This window comes from Shimia haliotis (assembly GCF_900114415.1).
Lineage (GTDB): Bacteria > Pseudomonadota > Alphaproteobacteria > Rhodobacterales > Rhodobacteraceae > Shimia > Shimia haliotis.
Map to the genome: position 1 here is coordinate 72,779 of NZ_FOSZ01000003.1, position 18,448 is coordinate 91,226.

Annotated in this window: 17 protein-coding genes; 8 read left to right on the plus strand and 9 right to left on the minus strand. The window is 56.4% G+C overall.

Going from position 1 to position 18,448, the window contains the following annotated elements; all coding sequences use genetic code 11:
* Positions 1 to 5 precede the first annotated feature (5 nt).
* Both BM069_RS20200 and BM069_RS08620 read right to left on the minus strand, forming a co-directional pair.
* Positions 6 to 554, minus strand: a complete 549-nt coding sequence (locus tag BM069_RS20200) for a hypothetical protein (RefSeq protein WP_425288673.1) — start codon at positions 552 to 554, stop codon at positions 6 to 8.
* 15 nt (positions 555 to 569) lie between these two features.
* On the minus strand, positions 570 to 1,061 hold the full coding sequence (locus BM069_RS08620; RefSeq protein WP_093322994.1) for a flagellar basal body-associated FliL family protein: 492 nt from the start codon (positions 1,059 to 1,061) through the stop codon (positions 570 to 572).
* Between the two features lie 126 nt (positions 1,062 to 1,187).
* Between BM069_RS08620 and fliF the strand changes: the two genes are divergently transcribed.
* From fliF to BM069_RS08645, 5 genes are all read left to right on the plus strand, one after another.
* Positions 1,188 to 2,837: a flagellar basal-body MS-ring/collar protein FliF gene (gene fliF, locus BM069_RS08625; RefSeq protein ID WP_093323534.1), complete on the plus strand. Its 1,650-nt coding sequence runs from the start codon at positions 1,188 to 1,190 to the stop codon at positions 2,835 to 2,837.
* Positions 2,834 to 3,430 carry a FliH/SctL family protein gene (locus BM069_RS08630; protein ID WP_093322996.1) on the plus strand — a complete coding sequence of 199 codons (597 nt, stop codon included), beginning with the start codon at positions 2,834 to 2,836 and terminating at the stop codon, positions 3,428 to 3,430. Before fliF ends, BM069_RS08630 begins: the two co-directional genes overlap by 4 nt.
* Entirely contained in the window at positions 3,423 to 3,704 is a 282-nt protein-coding gene (locus BM069_RS08635; RefSeq protein ID WP_093322997.1) for a FliM/FliN family flagellar motor switch protein, read from the plus strand. Before BM069_RS08630 ends, BM069_RS08635 begins: the two co-directional genes overlap by 8 nt.
* A complete protein-coding gene (fliP, locus tag BM069_RS08640) occupies positions 3,701 to 4,438 on the plus strand; it encodes a flagellar type III secretion system pore protein FliP (RefSeq protein WP_093322999.1) in 738 nt (245 codons plus the stop codon). Before BM069_RS08635 ends, fliP begins: the two co-directional genes overlap by 4 nt.
* Before the next feature lie 98 nt (positions 4,439 to 4,536).
* A complete protein-coding gene (locus BM069_RS08645) occupies positions 4,537 to 4,851 on the plus strand; it encodes a DnaJ family domain-containing protein (protein WP_170846714.1) in 315 nt (104 codons plus the stop codon).
* Between the two features lie 98 nt (positions 4,852 to 4,949).
* On the opposite strand, the gene BM069_RS08650 is transcribed toward BM069_RS08645, so the two are convergent.
* The 6 genes from BM069_RS08650 to BM069_RS08675 form a co-directional block, all read right to left on the minus strand.
* Positions 4,950 to 6,062, minus strand: coding sequence for a flagellar basal body P-ring protein FlgI (locus BM069_RS08650; protein WP_093323002.1), 1,113 nt, complete (start codon positions 6,060 to 6,062; stop codon positions 4,950 to 4,952).
* Entirely contained in the window at positions 6,059 to 7,069 is a 1,011-nt protein-coding gene (locus BM069_RS08655; RefSeq protein WP_093323004.1) for a flagellin, read from the minus strand. Before BM069_RS08655 ends, BM069_RS08650 begins: the two co-directional genes overlap by 4 nt.
* Before the next feature lie 3 nt (positions 7,070 to 7,072).
* Complete coding sequence (gene flgK / locus BM069_RS08660) at positions 7,073 to 8,518, minus strand: flagellar hook-associated protein FlgK (protein ID WP_139216171.1); 1,446 nt, start codon at positions 8,516 to 8,518, stop codon at positions 7,073 to 7,075.
* Positions 8,519 to 8,559: 41 nt separating this feature from the next.
* Positions 8,560 to 9,867 carry a flagellar hook protein FlgE gene (locus BM069_RS08665; protein ID WP_093323007.1) on the minus strand — a complete coding sequence of 436 codons (1,308 nt, stop codon included), beginning with the start codon at positions 9,865 to 9,867 and terminating at the stop codon, positions 8,560 to 8,562.
* A gap of 106 nt (positions 9,868 to 9,973) precedes the next feature.
* The gene (locus BM069_RS08670) at positions 9,974 to 10,831 is read right to left on the minus strand and encodes a flagellar motor protein MotB (RefSeq protein ID WP_244503577.1); all 858 of its coding nucleotides are present in this window, start codon (positions 10,829 to 10,831) and stop codon (positions 9,974 to 9,976) included.
* Between the two features lie 52 nt (positions 10,832 to 10,883).
* A complete protein-coding gene (locus tag BM069_RS08675; RefSeq protein WP_093323008.1) occupies positions 10,884 to 11,615 on the minus strand; it encodes a lysophospholipid acyltransferase family protein in 732 nt (243 codons plus the stop codon).
* A 176-nt stretch (positions 11,616 to 11,791) separates the two neighbouring features.
* Between BM069_RS08675 and BM069_RS08680 the strand changes: the two genes are divergently transcribed.
* Both BM069_RS08680 and BM069_RS08685 read left to right on the plus strand, forming a co-directional pair.
* Positions 11,792 to 13,606, plus strand: a complete 1,815-nt coding sequence (locus BM069_RS08680) for an autotransporter assembly complex protein TamA (protein ID WP_093323010.1) — start codon at positions 11,792 to 11,794, stop codon at positions 13,604 to 13,606.
* A gap of 32 nt (positions 13,607 to 13,638) precedes the next feature.
* Complete coding sequence (locus tag BM069_RS08685; protein WP_212611525.1) at positions 13,639 to 17,010, plus strand: translocation/assembly module TamB domain-containing protein; 3,372 nt, start codon at positions 13,639 to 13,641, stop codon at positions 17,008 to 17,010.
* On the opposite strand, the gene BM069_RS08690 is transcribed toward BM069_RS08685, so the two are convergent.
* Positions 17,004 to 17,561 carry a TetR/AcrR family transcriptional regulator gene (locus BM069_RS08690; protein WP_093323012.1) on the minus strand — a complete coding sequence of 186 codons (558 nt, stop codon included), beginning with the start codon at positions 17,559 to 17,561 and terminating at the stop codon, positions 17,004 to 17,006. The two genes, BM069_RS08685 and BM069_RS08690, sit on opposite strands and share 7 nt — an antisense overlap.
* 218 nt (positions 17,562 to 17,779) lie before the next feature.
* Between BM069_RS08690 and BM069_RS08695 the strand changes: the two genes are divergently transcribed.
* The gene (locus tag BM069_RS08695; RefSeq protein ID WP_093323014.1) at positions 17,780 to 18,436 is read left to right on the plus strand and encodes a hypothetical protein; all 657 of its coding nucleotides are present in this window, start codon (positions 17,780 to 17,782) and stop codon (positions 18,434 to 18,436) included.
* Positions 18,437 to 18,448: the final 12 nt, after the last annotated feature.

The following is an 18,448-nucleotide window of genomic DNA, read 5'->3' on the forward strand; positions in this document are numbered from 1 at the left end:
ACGCATTAACCTGCGCGTCTGAATGTCATTTTTGAGCCCACGCCACCGCGGAGGTTTTTCTTGTTGCGCATTTTGCGGTCTTTGCGGCGTTTGGCCTTGGGGTGATCCTCAGATTCCTCCGCTACCGGCTCTTTCTCAGGGTCATTTGTCTCGCGGGCAAAAGCGATGCCCTCTTCGAAGTCCTCAGCGGGCTTGCCGATTTCATCGTTGGAGTGGCGCATGAAGCGTGCTGTCGATTGTGCTTTTTGAAAAGCTTGTAATTCCTCGGGATCCGGCAGGTCGTGCATCGATGCCAACAACAGTTCCATCCGTTTGGACGCATCTTCTGCCCGTTTGGTTAGATCACGAAGTTGTTTGGTGGAATTGCCTGCCGTGGCCTGCGCAGACTTCAAGGTCCGCGTAAGATCGTCCACCTGTGTGGACAGGACCGCAACAGCACCGCCAACACCGGCCTCAAGATCGTTAAACTTCGCCAATCGGCGCGCTAGCACATAGCAATAGACGCTCGCGCCTAGCGCTCCGGCGACAAGGAGGATATCTGCAATGATCGTCATTTGGGTTTCTCCCGTTTAACTCAGCACGAATTCCATAACCAAAAGGTCACGTACCCGTTCTGATCCGGTCACAATCTGGACCCGGCGCAACATTTGCGCCCGCAATTGAACAAGCGCGTCTGGAGACTCGATGTCCTCCGCGCTCAGTGCCCGAAGATATCCGTTCAACACGTCGATAATGCGTGGTTTTACCCGCTCAACTTCTTCGACGTGTTGACTGGGAACCTCAAGCTGGGCGGCAAACCGGAGCAAGTTGGCCGGACCGTCCGAAGTCAGTGAAACGATAAAGGGGTCAAGCCCCACATAGCCCACATCCGGCAGTGCATCGTAAGAATCTGTGTCGCTTTCTGTTGAAGCTGCGGATTGAGTTCCGCCGAGCAGATAGCCGGAATAAACCGCAAAAAATCCGCCTGCGCCGCCTAAAAGCGCAAGCACCATTCCGATGATTAGCGGCAGTTTGACGGACTTCTTTGCCGTCTTTTCCATGTCCGACTCTGTGGTGCTCATATCGGGAATCCAAATTCTTCGTTCCCGCCTGTCTAACCATACAGAAACTAACCGATTGTTAAGTCAGATGCGTGAAAAGACGACTTGCCGGGCTGGATAGAAAATCCGGTTCTTTGGAGGTTGAATGTGAAACAGATTCTCAACACCTGGTCGAGCTTCGACACACGCCGCAAACTGATCATTGCTGGCGCGACCATCGCTGTGTTTGCGGCTGTGCTTATGCTTGCGAAAATCGCGACGCAGCCAAGAATGACCCTTCTTTACAGTGGCTTGGAAAGCGGAGCTGCAGGGGACGTTGTGCGTTCTTTGGAACAACGCGGTGTTACCTATGAGGTGCGGGGCGGCGCCATTTATGTCGCGGGCGCACAACGTGACGAACTTCGGATGACACTGGCAAGCGAAGGCCTGCCCGCCAATACGACACAGGGGTATGAGTTGCTTGATTCGCTTTCAGGCTTTGGCACCACGTCGCAAATGTTTGATGCCGCTTATTGGCGTGCCAAAGAGGGCGAGCTTGCCAGAACCATCGTCGGCAGCCCATTGATCAGCCAGGCCCGTGTGCACATCGCAAACGCCGGCTCCAACCCGTTTCAGCGCAGCATCAAGTCAACGGCCAGCGTTACCGTGACGCCGACCTCCGGAACGTTGCCTCCGAAACACGCGCAGGCATTGCGGTTCCTTGTAGCGTCCGCCGTGGCGGGCTTGGCGCCCGAAGATGTGTCCGTAATCGACGGCAATGGCGGGCTAATAGGAGCGGTTGAGGAAACCAAGACAAACGCGGGTGAGGATCGCGCCGACTCAATGCGTGCATCTGTTCAACGACTGCTAGAGGCGCACGTTGGCGCCGGAAACGCGGTGGTTGAAGTCAGCATCGACACAGTAACCGAAACCGAATCCATCGTAGAGCGTACGTTTGACCCTGCCAGTCGGGTCGCGATCAGCACCGAAAGCGAAGAGCGCAGCACCGATTCCCAGAACTCTGAAGGGCAAGTCACCGTCGCCTCAAATCTGCCGGATGGCGACGCGAATGAAACCTCCGGGTCTACCAATCAGAATCGCGAAACGCGGGAACGCGTGAACTATGAGGTGTCCGAGACACAGCGTGAAATCTTGCGCGAACCCGGCAGCATCCGTCGCCTCTCTGTGGCCGTGCTTATCAACGGCAAAGCGCAATTGGATGACGACGGAAATGAAATCATTGTTCCGCGTACCGACGAAGAACTGGGGCATATGCGTGATCTGGTTGCCTCCGCGGTTGGCTTTAGTGCACCGCGCGGTGACGTGATTACGTTGAAATCTATGAATTTCCTGCCTGCAACTCCAATGGGGACAGCGGCCGATAACTCAATGTTGGGCGGATTGAATCTGGATGTAATGTCCATCGTGCAAATGGTGATTCTCGCTCTTGTGGCGCTTGGACTCGGCCTTTTTGTCGTGCGGCCCTTGCTGGCGTCTCAAGGCAGCGGGGCCCAATCGCTTGATGGCAGCGGTGCGCCTATGTTGCCACCAATGGACGGGCCGGGCGATTTTGCACCTCTTCCGCCGCTCGGTGGCGATTTTGGAGGTGACTTGGGCGCAGACGGTGGCTTTCCAATGCCGATCGCCATGGATGGGGCGACCGGCGACCTTGGCGGCCTTCCCAGCCCCGCAACAGGCGACGGCACTGATGGTGAGGCCGTGGAGCGTCTGCGCAATCTGATCAGCGACCGGCAGGAAGAAACCGTTGAAATCCTCCGCAGCTGGCTCGAAGACGGACGCAAGGAGAAGTCGTCATGACGATCTCTCATCTGCTGGAAGACTTCGGAACTTGTATCGCGTCGCCAAATGCCCCGAACGCCTCCGACACCGCCGGAGAAGAGGCGCTGCTGGACAGCTATGAAACCGGATACAAGGCCGGTTGGGCGGATGCGACCCAAGCGAACGCCGATGGGCAAAAAGCCCTGAGCAGCGCTTTGACGGCCAACCTTCAGGATCTTTCGTTCACATACCATGAGGCGCATGAGGCGGTGCTATCCGACATTGCTCCGATGGTGGAGAAAGCAATCATGACTGTGCTGCCGGAGCTGGCCCGCAAATCTGTTGGCGCCATCGTGGTCGAAGAACTGCACCGCATCATCGACAGCCATGGCGCAACAGAGGTCTGCCTCATCACATCCATTGATGACCATGAAACCGTTGCCGACCTGATGCCGGAAGATTTGCAGTTTCCTGTGACCCTGAAATCCGATCCCGCCTTGGCGTCAGGTCAGGCTCAATTCAAATTTGACGCGCGCGAACGGGAAATCGACCTGTCCGAGGTTCTTGGAGCTGTCGAACAGGCCTTTACCGCATTCACGCATGAAACCCGCAAGGAGGCCCAGAATGGCTGACCCAATGACACCCGATTCTTCCAACCCCTTCACCTCGGTTCCGGTGGAGATCACGATATCCGTCGGCAAGGCGCGTCCGGCAATTTCGGATCTCCTCAAGCTGGGCGAGAATTCTGTACTGCAACTGGACCGCCGCGTGGATGATCCGGTTGAGTTGTTTATCGGTGACAAGCTGATCGCCCGCGGACAATTGGAAGAGATCGAAGGCAGCGCGGACGGACAGCTTGCCGTGCGACTGACGGAACTCGCAGACTTGCAAAACGGTCTGGGATGAGACGCGCGGCCGCGTTCGCCGTCGCCACAGTTTCACTAATCGGCTTGACGGTCGATCCGGCGATGGCTCAGGAAGCTTCACTTGTCTCGGGGCTCGAGGGGTCGTTGACCTCGCGCAGCATCCAACTATTCCTGTTGCTCACAGTGATCTCGCTTGCCCCGGGCATCGCGATCATGATCACCTGTTTTCCGTTTCTCGTGACGGTTTTCTCGATCCTTCGTCAGGGTCTGGGGCTACAAAACTCGCCGCCCAATATGCTCTTGATATCGCTTGCGATGTTCTTGACCTATTTCGTGATGGAGCCGGTGTTTACGGCCGCATGGGAGCAGGGGATCACGCCCATGCTCGAAGAACAGATCACCGCGGATGTCGCCTTTGAGCGTACGATGGACCCCTTTCGGATGTTCATGTCCAACCGTATGGATCCGGACACCTACACCGCATTGGCCTCTTTACGGCCTGACGCGGCGGAGACCCAACCAGGACCTGACGCACCGCTTTCGGTTCTCATTCCGAGCTTTATGCTATCCGAGATGTCACGCGCTTTTCAGATCGGCTTTCTGATTTTCCTGCCCTTTCTCATTATCGACCTCGTTGTGGCGGCGGTGCTGATGTCGATGGGTATGATGATGGTGCCGCCTGCGATCGTTTCCCTGCCGTTCAAACTTAGCTTCTTTGTATTGGCAGACGGCTGGAGTCTGATTGCCGGCGCTTTGGTGCGAAGCTATTTCTAGGCGGATGCCGGCCGAAAGGGATGCGCTTTTGGGTGTGTCACTGGAAGATGCGCTGGCGCCTGCTTACTTGCTCTTGTGATAGGCAAGGACAGTATTCGATGTCACATCCTCTAAACCCTGCCATTGAAATGGCAATGCAGTCGGCTGAACGCTCCGACGAGTTCAAGGATCTTGCGGGGGCAGGGCGCCCTTTGGAGTTTCTCTCTCGGCCCAAGGATGCGGTAGTCGACCGCATCATGAAGGAAAACAAAGTGGTGCCAGTTGCCGTGCAGCTCAAAAAGCAGCTTTCTGAGTTGCACGCAGCGCTCAAAGCGGAAACCGATCCGGGCAAACGCAAAGACCTGATGCGGCAGATCTCGGATCATCAACTTCGGCTTGCCCTCGAACTTGAGGCACTAAACAAATATGGCTAGGCGCCGCCGTTTGGATGTGTCCGAGTACAAAAATGGGCGGCACCGTTTCCGGATACCGCCCGTCCGGCAACTCCCCAGACGCCAGACATCTCTGCAACCTATCTCACAATAAACTCCGCATGCAGCGCACCGGCTGCTTTGATCGATTTGAGAATGTCGATCATGTCATGTGGTGCCACACCAAGCGCGTTCAAGCCGGCAATCACCTCGCTCAAAGATGTGCCCTCCGGGACTTCGGCAAGGCCGGTTGTTTCGCCTTTGTCGATTTCCGCATCGGTGCGGGGCACAACAACTGTTCGGCCATTGGCAAAGGGGTTGGGTTGCACAACGAGGGGCTGTTCCTGAATGCGCAGTGTCAGATTGCCCTGTGATACCGCAACTCGTGAAATCCGCACATCCTCACCCATCACAATGGTGCCGGAGCGCTGGTCCACCACGACGCGCGCCTTAAGTTGCGGGGCGACGCGGATGTTTTCAATCTGGCCAAGGGCATGCGCGGCCGTGGGTTGGCCTGTGCGCTGAATATCCACCTCGACCGTGCCGGCGTCGGTCATCAACGCCACCTGTCTGCCAAAGTTCTGGTTGATCGCATTTTCGATACGGCCAGCGGTGGTGAAATCCGGTTCCCGCAGCGCCAGTCGTAGGCTTCGTAGCGATGTGAAGTCGAATTCGATCTCACGTTCGACGCGAGCGCCTGACGGGATCACTCCGGCTGTTGGCACACCCTGAACCACACCTCCGCCATCGCCTTTAACCGAAATTCCTCCCGCGATGATGGTGCCTTGTGCCACCGCATAAATTTCCCCGTCGGCCGCGTTGAGCGGTGTCATGACCAACGTGCCGCCCAACAGACTATCCGCGTCGCCAATCGCCGAAACAGTTACGTCTATTTGGCTCCCTGCGCGCGAGAACGGAGGCAGAGTTGCTGTCACAAACACCGCTGCCACGTTGTCAGGCCGCAATTGTTCGCCGGTCACGTTGACTCCGAGTCGTTCCAGAATGTTGGACATGATTTCTTCGGTGAAGGGCGCATTGCGCAGGCTGTCGCCCGATCCATTCAAGCCCACAACCAGACCATAGCCTACAAGGTCGTTTGACCGGACACCGTCGAAGTCGACCAGATCCTTGATGCGAATTTCATTCGCAGTGGCCATCGCTGGCAACAGGATCAACACGCTCACTACTTGAGCGATTTTTAGGAGAAGTTTCATCTCATGTAATCCATTAGGGACATGCTGTTGAGCCGTGCAGTGACGGTGTAAATCATTTCCAACTGGTATTGAGCGGCTTGAAATTGTCCGGCCACCTCTGTGGAGTCGACGGTCACAATATCGTTGTGGGCCATTGTCAACGCCGTGCGAGAGCTGGCGTTCTGGGTCTCTGCAATTTCGATCCGCTCTTCGGCATATCCAAGGCCTGCCCGGGTGTGCGTCAGGGCATCCTGGTTGGATAACAACGACTGGCCTGCGGTGTCTAGAAGTTCGAGCTTTTCTTCAGGACTCAGGGCCAGTCCCGGATCGTTTGCAATCGCTGCTGTCGCCATATCTCGCATCAGAATGCGCAGTTCCTCGTCATCCGCTTTGATCTCTGCGGATGCGCTTTGGCTTTCACTCAACTGGAAAGGCGACAGGTAGTCAGACGATCCGAGATAGCCAACGGTCTCAAACCCACCGCCCGGAGACATGAACCAGTCATCCACCGCCGTGATAACATCGCTCACGGTTGCGGCACCTGCCACCGCAGCGGACAAGTGGGTCATCATCTCGTCGGCACTTATGGTTGCAGCTCCGTCTACCGCGGCACCCGCGAACAGGCTTTTGTCACCTGTTCGGCCATTCAGAGAGCTGATCAGAGTGTCAAAATCCTGCATGGCTGCATCGCTTGCGGTTGCGGCTGCGCTGCCAGTGCCATTCGCGGCGGTCGTGATCAAATCAGCACTGAGATCAGAGGACATTGTTTGTACGCGATCCAACGTGATTTGCAATGTGTCGGTGAACATGCGTGCATCGAGAACAGAGTGGTCATAGCTGTCCAAAACAGTGAGTTGCCTGTTGATGTCATTGAGCATTTGAAAATCGCCGCCGACAGACTGGCCGACGTCGGACTTCAATCCGGACGCAAGTTCCAGTGAAAGTCGATCCATGTTTCCTTTGACCGAGGTCATCTGCGTTTGCATCATCACGTGACGTGCGAGGTTGCCAAAGCCGACATTTGTCATGGTTTAGATCCCTAGAAGCGTATTCATCATGTCGTCGACGGCTTGAATGATTTTGGCATTCGCAGAATAGGCCTGTTCGATAAGCATGAGGTTTTGCATTTCAACATCGGTGTCCACACCCTGTTCCAGCTCCAGCCCGACAAGGGCGCCCTGTTGGGCGGCTGCATAACTGAGTGCGGTGTCGCTGTTCACTCGGCTTGTGGATACGGAAGAGTGCATGTTGCCAAACATCTCCGACATCGTAACGGATTTGCTACCCAAAGCATTTGAGCCTGGCACGGTCGAGGTTTGCACCACGTCCACAAGTGCCGTCAGCAGGCTATTGTTGCCCACATCCCCGGGGGTGCTGGCTCCCAATCCGTCGCGCAACCGCCAAGTTTCGCCAGCGCCGTTGGACGACACCAGAGAATTCAACTCAAGGCGGCCAGCCAGTCCGGTTTCATTCGCCGGATCAAAGGCACCGCCCGCATCCGTGAACAACCCTGCATCCCCTGCGGCGAGCGTTGGGTCCGCGCCGCTGCTCTGGAACCGGTCAACAAGGTCGCGGGCCAAGGTATCAAGCTCAGCTTGCGTGGTGACGGCTTGCTCGTCCCGGACGTCAAATTGCGCATAAAGCGTGCCGCCGGCAAGCTGTCCACCCGCTGTGGTATCAAGTGGTTTTCCGTCAATCGACAGGCCGCCCAACAGGCCGTTGGCTTGCGTCATGTGCGGCATGATGGTTGGCGTTGACGTGAACTCGACCTCACGGGCGGTCCCGTCAATCAAGGTTTCGCCGCCCATCGAAAAGAGTGCGATGCCGCCGTTCTCCCGATCCATTATCCGAACCGGAACGATTTCATTGATCTGGTCAACGACTTGCTGTTGTTGGTCCAACAACGTAGACGTGTCTTGCCCCTGAATTGTGGCCTGAGAGATCTTCTTGTTCAGGTCTTCGGTCATGGACAACAGATCGTTTAGATCGTTGACGCTTCTGTTGATGTTTGCATCAGCCTCTTCACGCATGTCTTGTACACCGTTTGAGGCGTCATTGATGTCCTTCACCAGATTTTCGGCAGAATCCACGACACTTTGGAGCCGCACATCGCTTTCCGGGGCGGCTGTGGCTGCAATCAGTGCGGCTTCGAAATCAGAGAATTTTGCCGTCAGGCTTGAGGCTTGGTCCGGTGTACCGATCAGGGTTTCCAGACGGGTATAGAATTCGTTGGTTACGCTGTTGGCCCCGACCTCGGCGTCAGAAGACCGCCGTTCAGCAAGCAGAACCGGATCAGTGTGGCGGGTTATGCCAGTGACCATGACGCCACCGGAAACCCCGTTTTGAGCAACCGAAAGGCTGCGAACCGAATACCCTTCGGTCATCGCATTTGCGATGTTGTTGGAGGTGACTTGGGCGTTGCGGGACGCGGCCGAAAGGCCAGACATGGCGTTGGCCAGGGCTCCTGTAAGACTCACAGCAAAGTTCCTTTCTCAGTCGGCCGCGTCATTGGGTATTATCAGCGCTTGATGTTGGTGGTTTCCTGCAGCATCTCATCCACAGTTTGGATGATCTTGGCGCTGGAGCTATAGGCACGTTGGGTTTCAATCAGATCAGTCAATTCCTGCGCCACATCAGTTGCAGAGGCTTCGCGGGCATAGGAAACGATTTCACCAGTCGGACCAGAGCCGGCATCCCAAAGGTAGAATGAGCCGCTTTCATTGGTCGGCATATAGGTGCCATAGTCCAACGTGGCCAAACCGTTCGGGTTTGCCATATCGACCAACGGAACCTGTGCGATGGTCTTGGTGATGCCACTCGAGTAATAGGCGTTTACATTGCCGTTTTCATCAATCGTGACCGAGGTCATCGTGCTTACAGCCGCGCCATCTTTGTTGATTTGCAGCGGCGCAAAGTCATACCCGAGCTGGGTCAGGCCGTTGCTGTCTCCCGGAGTGCCAATGTCCAGCTCCAGCGGCCCACCGGCGACGTTCAAAACTGCTGTACCGGTTGTCGGATCATATGCGCCACCGGATACAGTGGTGATTGACGCCAGCGTACCCGCGTCGGTCCGGCTGTCATCGAATGCGAGGACGTATTCTCCAATCACGGCACCGTTGGATGCGCTGTCTGTGATCACCATGGTCCATTCGTTGGATGCGGGCATACCGGCCGCCGGCACGGTTGGCGAAAAGGTGATATCCAGTGTCTCGGAGAAGCCAAGGTTGCCAAAATACTCGACACTCATGGTTTGCGGGGTGCCGGCTGCGCCGGCTTCGGTGTCAATGGCGGGCAAGTTAACGCCCAGCTGCAGGCTGGTGGTTGGTGACCCTTCCAGCGAGGTGGTCGAAATACGGACAGGTTCAAGCGATTCCGACGACGTGCGTGGATAGTTGGGTATGCTGCCGTCCGCATTCGCCGGCCACCCCATCAGAACCAGACCCGTGCTGGACACCAGATACCCTTGAGAGTCCGGCAGGAACGATCCTGTAGTGGTCAGCATCATGGACGGGTTGGTCACATTCGCGTTGATTTCGGTGGCAGAGGCAACAGGAAGAAATCCACCGCCGCTGACCGCGAGGTCGGTGGCGCTGGAGGTGGATACCAGCGTGCCGCCTTCGGTGATCAATCGGCTGGTCGTCGCGGTCACACCGCCCGCAGAATAGCTGCCGCCGCCGTTGCCAGTGACCATCGACGCAAAATCAGTTTCGACTCGGCGATAGCCATACGTCCCGGAGTTCGCGATGTTGTCGGAAATTGCGCTGAGTTTTGTTGAGTTCGCAGCCAAACCCGCGACACCCGCGTTGAGCGAGGATGAAAGTGACATGGTACGCCTTTCTGCTGTATCTTTCCGCTTCGGTGATAGGACGCCGGCACTTAACAGCCCGCTAACGGATAAAATCTTAGCGGTTTAAAGCGATTGAAACCGGGTGTCAGTCGCGCAGCAGGATGATTTCAATGCGATTGTTGCGCACGTCCCGTGGCACATGAGACACCAATTCCCGATCCGCATGGCCAACGACCCTGTTGATACGGTGTTTCGGGGTGCCGAACCTTTGCATCAAGACCCGAACCGCTTCCGCGCGCCCTGTGGACTGATCCCACACGCTCGATTCGCGCAAAATGATGGGCTCCGCACGCACATGTCCTTCGATGGCCACGTCATTGGCCACCGATTGTGCCGCCTTTGCAATGATCTCGACCAGATCAATCATGATCGGCGTAGGCGAGGTCGAATTCTCCGCAAACAGAGGATCGTCTGGCGCATCATAAAGTTCGATGACCAGGCCTTCATCCGTCAAGCGTGTCACAACGTGCTTTTTCAGGTTGTCATTCAGGAAACTCTCACCTCCACCACCGACAAGAAAATCTTGAACAGCGGCAAGGTCGTCGCTGGTGCCCACTGTCACGTTTTCCTTAGAGTCTTCGGTGCCCGGAGTGCCGCTTTGCTCGGTCGGCAGCCCGCCTCGTCCAGATCGCGCCAAAAGCTGTTCTTCGGTCACGCTTTTGCCGCCAAACATGTGGCTGCCACCGCCCGCAATCCGATTGATCGGAATGGTCGGGCTGAAGTATTGCGCCAACCCAAGACGTTGTTCTTCCGAAGTGGCATTGATCAACCACATCAATAGAAAAAACGCCATCATCGCCGTTACAAAATCCGCATAGGCAATCTTCCACGCCCCGCCGTGGTGGGCGCTGTTGATGACCACCTTTTTACGTTTGATGATAATTGGCCGGTTGGACGTGTCTGCCATGTCGGGATCCAGAAGTTTCGGGCAAGTTCCACCCATAGGCAGGAGCCCTTACCTCAGCCTTAATGCCCTCCGGTTTTTGTGGATGATCTTATTCAATCCCACGCGGCTGTCCGGGATCGCGTGCCAAATCCAACCTCAGACGTTCCATGACATCTTCGCGCGGCAAACCCGCAGGGATTGCAGGCAACACTTCGACCTTGATCGTTCCGGGAAACTTCAACCAAGTGTTATGTGGCCAGCACTGCCCCGAATTCACCAAAACCGGAACGACCGGCACGTTGGACAGCTGATACAACGCCCCGACACCTGCCTGCAATTTCGTCCCCCCTTCAACGCGGCGGGTTCCGGACGGAAAAATCAAGAGTTTTCTACCCGATGCAATGGTCTCTGCACCGCGCTTAAAGCCGTCCCGTATCGCGTCTGTGTTTTTGGTTTGAGGCACGGGAATATGACCCATTTTGCGGGCGATCGGGCCAAAAACCGGATATGAAAAGATCGGCTCCTTTGCGTACATCACGGGGCGATCCATAATGTGCTGAAAATAAAGAGTTTCCCACGTGCTCTCATGCTGGGACGCGATAAGAACCGGACCGTCAGGAAGGTTTTTTATCCCTTTGACCTCATAAGAGATGCCGCAAAAACAGCGCAGCCCGAAGGCCTGCAGCCGCAAATACAGGGCGCAAACCGCGTGTGTGACTGGCGCTGGTAGCAGAATGATCGGGAACAACAAAAGAAATGGGATCGCCAAGGTGACAGAGACTACATAAAAACCCAAAGACCGCAGGTACGTCATTGTTGTCACAGGCGCCTTTGCGATCATGTCAAAGTCCGTTGAATAAGGGAGCGGTAGGAGCAACCGGCAAGCGCGCCGCACAAGGCAAGGATATCATATTTTTCTCCCGTTTCGGTATATGGTCAAATCCAAGACCTTGGGCTAGGGTTAATTCTATTATCGGATGTGGCTGCGAAGGCCGACGCTGTGTGAAGGTTTTTGGAATGAAAGCGCGAACAGGCAAGCTTGCACACCATTGCTGGAAATTTCGTTTTGTCTGCCTTTTGTCTACTCTCTTTCTTCCAGGTTTTGCATCTGCGTTTGAAGCGCGATTGTCGGGTGTGCCCGAGGACGATCCGCTGTTTTCCTCACTCACCTCTTCATCTTTGGTGTTTCAGGCACAGCAAGACTCTGTAACAGACGGCCAGGACATCGTTGCCGCCGCTCAGGCGGACTACAAACGTCTGATCGGAACACTCTATGCAGCCGGATATTTCGGGCCTTCGATCCGAATCCGCATTGATGGGCGCGAGGCTGCTGATCTTTCGCCCTTTGCCAATCTCACTTCGATCAGGCAAATTGTCCTGGAAGTGGAAACTGGGCCACATTTCAAATTCGGGACAGCGCAGGTTGCTCCTGTCGCTCCGGATACTGAGTTGCCGGAAACCTTTGCCAGTGGCGAGCCTGCCTCAATTGCCGCTATTCAAGATGCCGCTGTCGCAGCGGTTGACGGCTGGCGCGCCAAGGGGCACGCCAAAGCCGATATCAAAGACCAGTCGATCACTGCCAATCACCGCTCCGCTGAACTTGACGCCGAAGTGGCCATTGATCCTGGCCCCGAGTTGACCTTTGGTAACCTGATCTACCAAGGCGGATCGGACGTGCGCGAAAGCCGCGTACACCGGATCACCAACCTGCCGACAGGTGAACGCTTTGATCCCGAGGAAGCGCGCCGCGCCGCGACGAGATTGCGCCGCACAGGCACGTTCCGCGCGGTTGACCTGCGTGAAGCTGAGACCCCGAATCCTGACGGCTCGCTTGATATGGTGCTCACCCTTGTTGACGACCGGAAACGTCGCATCGGATTTGGTGCCGAACTCGAAAGCAGCGATGGCCTAAGCCTTTCGGCGTACTGGCTGCACCGCAACCTGCGCGGCGGTGCCGAGCGGCTGCGATTTGATGCCTCTATCGAAAACATCGGGGCTCAGTCAGGCGGCACCAACTTCCGTATCGGGACACTTTATTCCCGACCGGCAACCTTTGAGGCAGACACAGAACTGACGGTTGGCTTTGAAATCAAACAAGAAGACGAGCCACTTTATTTTCTGCGGCAGGTCGGGACCACTGTCGGTCTGCGCCGAGTGCATTCAGAGCGGTTTGAAACTGAAATCGGCCTAGGTGTCTTTATTTCCGAAGTGGACGACAACTTTGGCGTCCGCGACTTTTCGATCTACGGGGTTCCGTTTCGCGTAAAATACGATGCGCGTGACAATATCGCAGATCCGACACGGGGGTATTATATTGGCGCCACGGCCTTTCCGTATCTCGGTTATTCCGACGCCACCAATGCGCTCTATGTGACTGGTGACGCCCGCTTCTATCGTGGCTTTGGGATGGACAATCGGGTGATTGCGGCTGCGCGTGTTCAGATCGGGTCCATTATTGGCCCGACCATTCGAGAAACGCCGCCGGATCTTTTGTTCTTTTCCGGGGGCGGTGGCACGGTCCGTGGCCAACCTTATCAGTCCAACTTTGTGTCTGTTGGTGGCATCGACAGTGGCGGCTTGTCCTTCCTCGGTTTGTCCGGCGAACTGCGCGTGAAAGTCACGCAGCAGATTTCCGCGGTCGCCTTTTATGACGCCGGTTTCGTAGGTGAGACCGCCAACCCCACAGGGCCTGGCAACTTTCATGCTGGTGCAGGTCTTGGTGCTCGCTACAACACCGGTTTTGGCCCCCTGCGCGTCGACCTCGGTTTGCCAGTGTCGGGTGACACAACGGGTGGGCCGCAACTCTACATCGGCATCGGGCACGCTTTCTGATGCGCTGGCTTGCTGTTCTCCTCTTGGCACTCATGCCACTGTCACTTTTTGCGCAGTCGGACGATACTCCGGAAGCCAGCGAAGAAGACAAGGGCATGCTGGCAAACTTCATCGAAGACTCGCTCTCCGGTGCGGGGCGAAAGGTCGAAATTATCGGCCTGCGCGGGGCGATCAGTTCCGAAGCCACGCTGCGGGAACTGAGGATTTCGGATGATGATGGCGTGTGGTTGTCTCTATCCGGCGTCACGCTCAATTGGAATCGTCTCGCGGTGCTGGCGGGGAATTTCGACGTCAATCAGCTTAAGGCAGATGCCATAGCGCTGCATCGCATTCCAAAGACGACTCCAGACCCGCAAGCCCCCAAAGCCGAAGCCACGCCTTTTTCACTGCCGGAACTTCCCGTCAGTATCAATATCGCCGATCTCGCCGCGACCAGAATCGACATTGGCGAGGCCGTCCTCGGGGAGCCTCTGGCGCTCTCGTTACAGGCCAAACTGATCCTGTCGGGGGGCGAGGGCGAGGCCTTGCTGAATGCCACACGCCTTGACGGGCCTTCCGGCCACTTCCTTGTCGATGCGGCCTATTCCAATGCCTCCCGTGAATTGCGTCTCGACCTCAACGCTTCCGAAGCGGCCGGCGGAATTGTCACCACCCTTGCTGGCATTCCTGGTGAGCCGGCGATCAAAATGACTACATTGGGCGCTGGGCCGATTGATGATTTCTCCGCCGATATCCGCCTTTCGAGTGCCGGACAGGATCGTCTGGTTGGCCAAGTGGTTCTTGGGGCGGAAGCTCTTCCTGACGATGCAGCCGCGTTGGTGCGCACAATAAGCGCCGATCTGCGCGGCGATATCGCGCCGCTATTTGATGAAGAATACCGTCGCTTCTTTGGCTCAGACATTGGTCTGACCACATTTGCTCGCCTGTTCCCGGACGGGAGTCTGACATTGGAAAACCTCGCGCTTTGGACCGCGTCGTTGAATCTCGCTGGGGACTTGGAAATTGGGGCCAACGGCATGCCGCAACAGTTTGGCCTGAACTTGCGGATGCGTGATCCGCAAAATCAGCGCATGTTGCTGCCGGTGGGGGGCGACCCGATCTATTTGCAGGCGGCCAACATTACCGCCAGCTTTGATCACGAAACCGGCGATCGTTGGGCGCTAAGTGGCACTGTTGACGGGTTGGACACCGCAGCGGTCGGTCTGTCTCGCCTCGGTTTGACCGGTGCCGGAATCATCAACCCGAAATCGCCCCTAAGGGTCTCTGCCGATCTCTTACTGGATATGGCTGGCCTGCGTATGGAAGACGCAGGCCTGTCTGAGGCAATTGGAACTGACGCGACCTTTGCCGCCAATCTTTTGTGGAACGAAGGCGCGGATCTCGAGCTTTCGTCTTTTGAATTGCTTTCCGGCGGCTTGGTCGCGCGCGGCGGCGCCACGATCAATGGGCTCGACGAGAGCTTTTCCGTTGATGGTGCCGCGAGCCTTCTGGTGCCGGACATCGCACGGTTCTCGGCCATCGCAGGGCGCGATCTAGGAGGTGACCTTTTTGCCGACATCGACGGAGAGTTTGCCGCAATTGATGGGGTGTTTGACGGCACGCTGTTTGCGCGCACCAATAACCTGATTGTCGGCATCCCGCAGGTTGATGCGCTGACAAAAGGTGAAAGCACGTTGTCGGTTTCAGCGGCGCGGACGTTTGACGGCATCACAGTGCGCGAATTTCGGTTGGGCAATGACTCCGTGCAGGTCGAAGCCGAGGGCGCTCTTTCAAGCACATCAGGCGATATCACCTTTGCGGCTGCGCTGACAGATGCAGCCCTCGTGTTGCCAGACATCTCCGGTCCGGCCAAAGCGTCCGGTCGTTTGCAGCTTGTGGATGGCTCCTGGAAACTCGATGCCAGCGCTGAAGCACCCGCGGAAACCACTGCAAAGGTGACGGCGACTTTGCCGCCTGACGGTGGCGTGAAGGCTGACGTTGATCTGCGCATGGGGCAGGTCGAGGTCTTTGTGCCGTCCTTGCCTGGGGTAGCGACCATCGCAGGCACAGTTGCACAATCCGGTGACTTGTTTGATGTCGAACTCAAAGGAACCGGCCCGTTCAACTCCGCAATCAACGGCGCGGGGATGGTTGACCCGACCGGCAACAAAAATGACCTGAAACTTACCGGTTCCGTGCCCTTGGCAGCCGCGAATCCCGTGCTGCACCCAAACTCTATTCAAGGCACCGCGCAATTGGACATGCGCCTAGCGGGCCCGCTGGAATTGGGCGCGCTCAGCGGCACTGTCTCCCTGGGCGACGCCCGTTTTGCTTTGCCGGATTTACGTATGGCCTTCAGCGAAATCGGCGGGACCGTCAGGCTCGACAACTCGGTTGCTGCAGTGGATATGACCACCACCTATTCCGGCGGAGGGCAGATTGCGGTTAACGGCACAATCGGTCTTACGCCGCCCTTCAACGCGAACCTGCCGGTACGCCTGATTGGCATCACCCATCAGGAAGGACGCCTCCTGGAAACTTCTGTTGAGGGAGCGATTACGCTGTCTGGGCCTCTCACTGGTGGCGGCACGATTGCGGGCGATCTGGTGCTGGGCAAAACGGACGTTCGGATTTCAGAGGCCTCGATTGGTGGGATCGGCGGTGTCCCCGATATTTCCCACGTTTCAGAGCCTCATAGTGCGCATTCCACGCGGCTGCGTGCCGGTTTGATCAAACCCGAAAGCAGCAGCTCCAACAGCAGCCCGCCTTTCAATCTTGACCTCTCTGTGCGCACGGGCGATCGCATCAACGTATCAGGCCTCGGTCTCGACAGCGACTTCGAAGGGGCCCTGAAACTTGGCGGAACCACTGCCAATGTAATTCCCGAAGGCGGCCTCGAGCTGACCCGTGGGCGGATGAATTTCCTTGGTAAGTCTCTGGAGATTACAGAAGGCCTGATTGCGCTTGCTGGCGGATTTGATCCGACAGTACGCATTGTCGCGGTGTCCGAGCAGAAAGATGCGACCATCAGCCTGACCGTCGAGGGGGGGCTCGATGATCCCGAAATCGTGCTTAGCTCGGATCCGGATTTGCCTGAGGACGAAGTTCTGTCGCAGCTTCTCTTTGGGCGCGATATTTCCAGCATTTCGCCGCTTCAGGCCATTCAGCTTGCCACCACCGTTGCCGCAATGAGCCGTGGGGGCGGCGGTGGTGGGTTGTTTACCCTGACCAGCGACGGCGGCGGGGCCGGCCTGACCACCGGTGGATATTTGGGGCAAAACCTTTATACGGAGATCGGTGTCGACAGCAGTGGCAAAAGCACCATCGACCTTAATCTCGACGTCAATGACAAGGTCACAGTTAAGGGGCGCGTGAACTCCGAAAACGAAACCGGAATCGGTGTTTTCTATCAGCGCGACTATTGATCCCGACGCAGGGATTGCAGGCACATTTCCCGCAATTGGGTGCATTTGGCATCCGTGAGATCTGCCCCCAGCATCCGTTGCCATTTCAGCGTGTTGCGGATCGCCCCGCCTATGAATCCACCCATAACGCTGACATCGCCGTCAATCAGCCATCCATCGCGCTGAAGCTCTTGCAGCAGTTCACGAATAAAACGAGAGGTGCGTTCAAAGCTGTTGAGCACTTCGTCCACCGGCAGCAGCGGAACATTTGACAGATAGTCAAAAAGCATAGCTCTTTGTGGGTTCGCCCAGAAATAGGCGATTTGGTTGTCGATGTATCGTGCCAATCGTTCCGGAGCATTTGCATCCGGCAGATCACCAACAATAAGGTTCTGTTCCACGTCGCGGGCCAAGTCGTCATAAACAGCGCGGATCAACACGTCCTTGTTTTCAAAGTGGTTGTACAAAGATCCTGTCGCCACGCCAGCCCGGCTGGCAATACGTGCCATCGAAGCCTGTGTGCCGTGTTCCACCAGCATCGCCGCTGTGGCCTCAAGTATCTTGTCCCGCATCCTGCTTTGTCCCTATGTCAGTGGCATTGAACAACCGTTCAACGCGGGACAATAGGTCCTGTAATCCCTTCGAACAAGCCCGCTGGAAGCCTCATACCTTAAGAGGGAAGTTTCGCAATTTTTCTCAACCTTTGCTTGAGTGAAGCGAAGTCATGAGGCAGGCTTTCGTCACTGCGCGGTTAGTGAGCGCAGAACAAACTTATTAGATGGAGATACATATGAAGTTCCCGATTCCGATTTCGAATTTTGAAATGCCTGCCCCACAGCGGTCTCCGTATCAGATTCAGGATGTGCAATTGCCGTGGGATCAATACCACCCCAATCTTGTGGATGGAGAAGGACAGAGCTTCGCGGAAATTTGGCCATTCATCTACAACCATCCACCGGTGCCCAACCCGATGGTGGTGCGATTCCGCGGATACTGGAACCTTTTGAAAAGCACAGGCTACCCTCAAGACGCCGAGTACAAAATCCAGCAGATCGAAACCACTTCCACGACCACCAGTCACACGGCGTCTCTGGATGCAAAATTGTCCGGCGCGGCCAAAGGGCTCAGCGGTGAAATCTCAGGTTCTGTCACCGCTGAAACCACCGTAACGGTGGTCGAGGAACAGTCTTCATCCAAATCGTTTAAAGTCCCGCGGGGGCAATTCTTCCGATATGTCAGCTGGCAGTGGTGCGTGGACTATGCGTTTATATTCCCTGATCAACCCGACAAGTTGATGTATTACAACCAGATCGCCACAAGTCTGCGAAACGGCAAAAACGCTTCATGCACGATCGGCGTGCCGTATTGGGTTACATGCAAGACCGATCAGACGCACACACAAAACATCATCTACAATTCCGAAACCGGCGCAGTGATCTCAACCTGACGCCATGGCGCG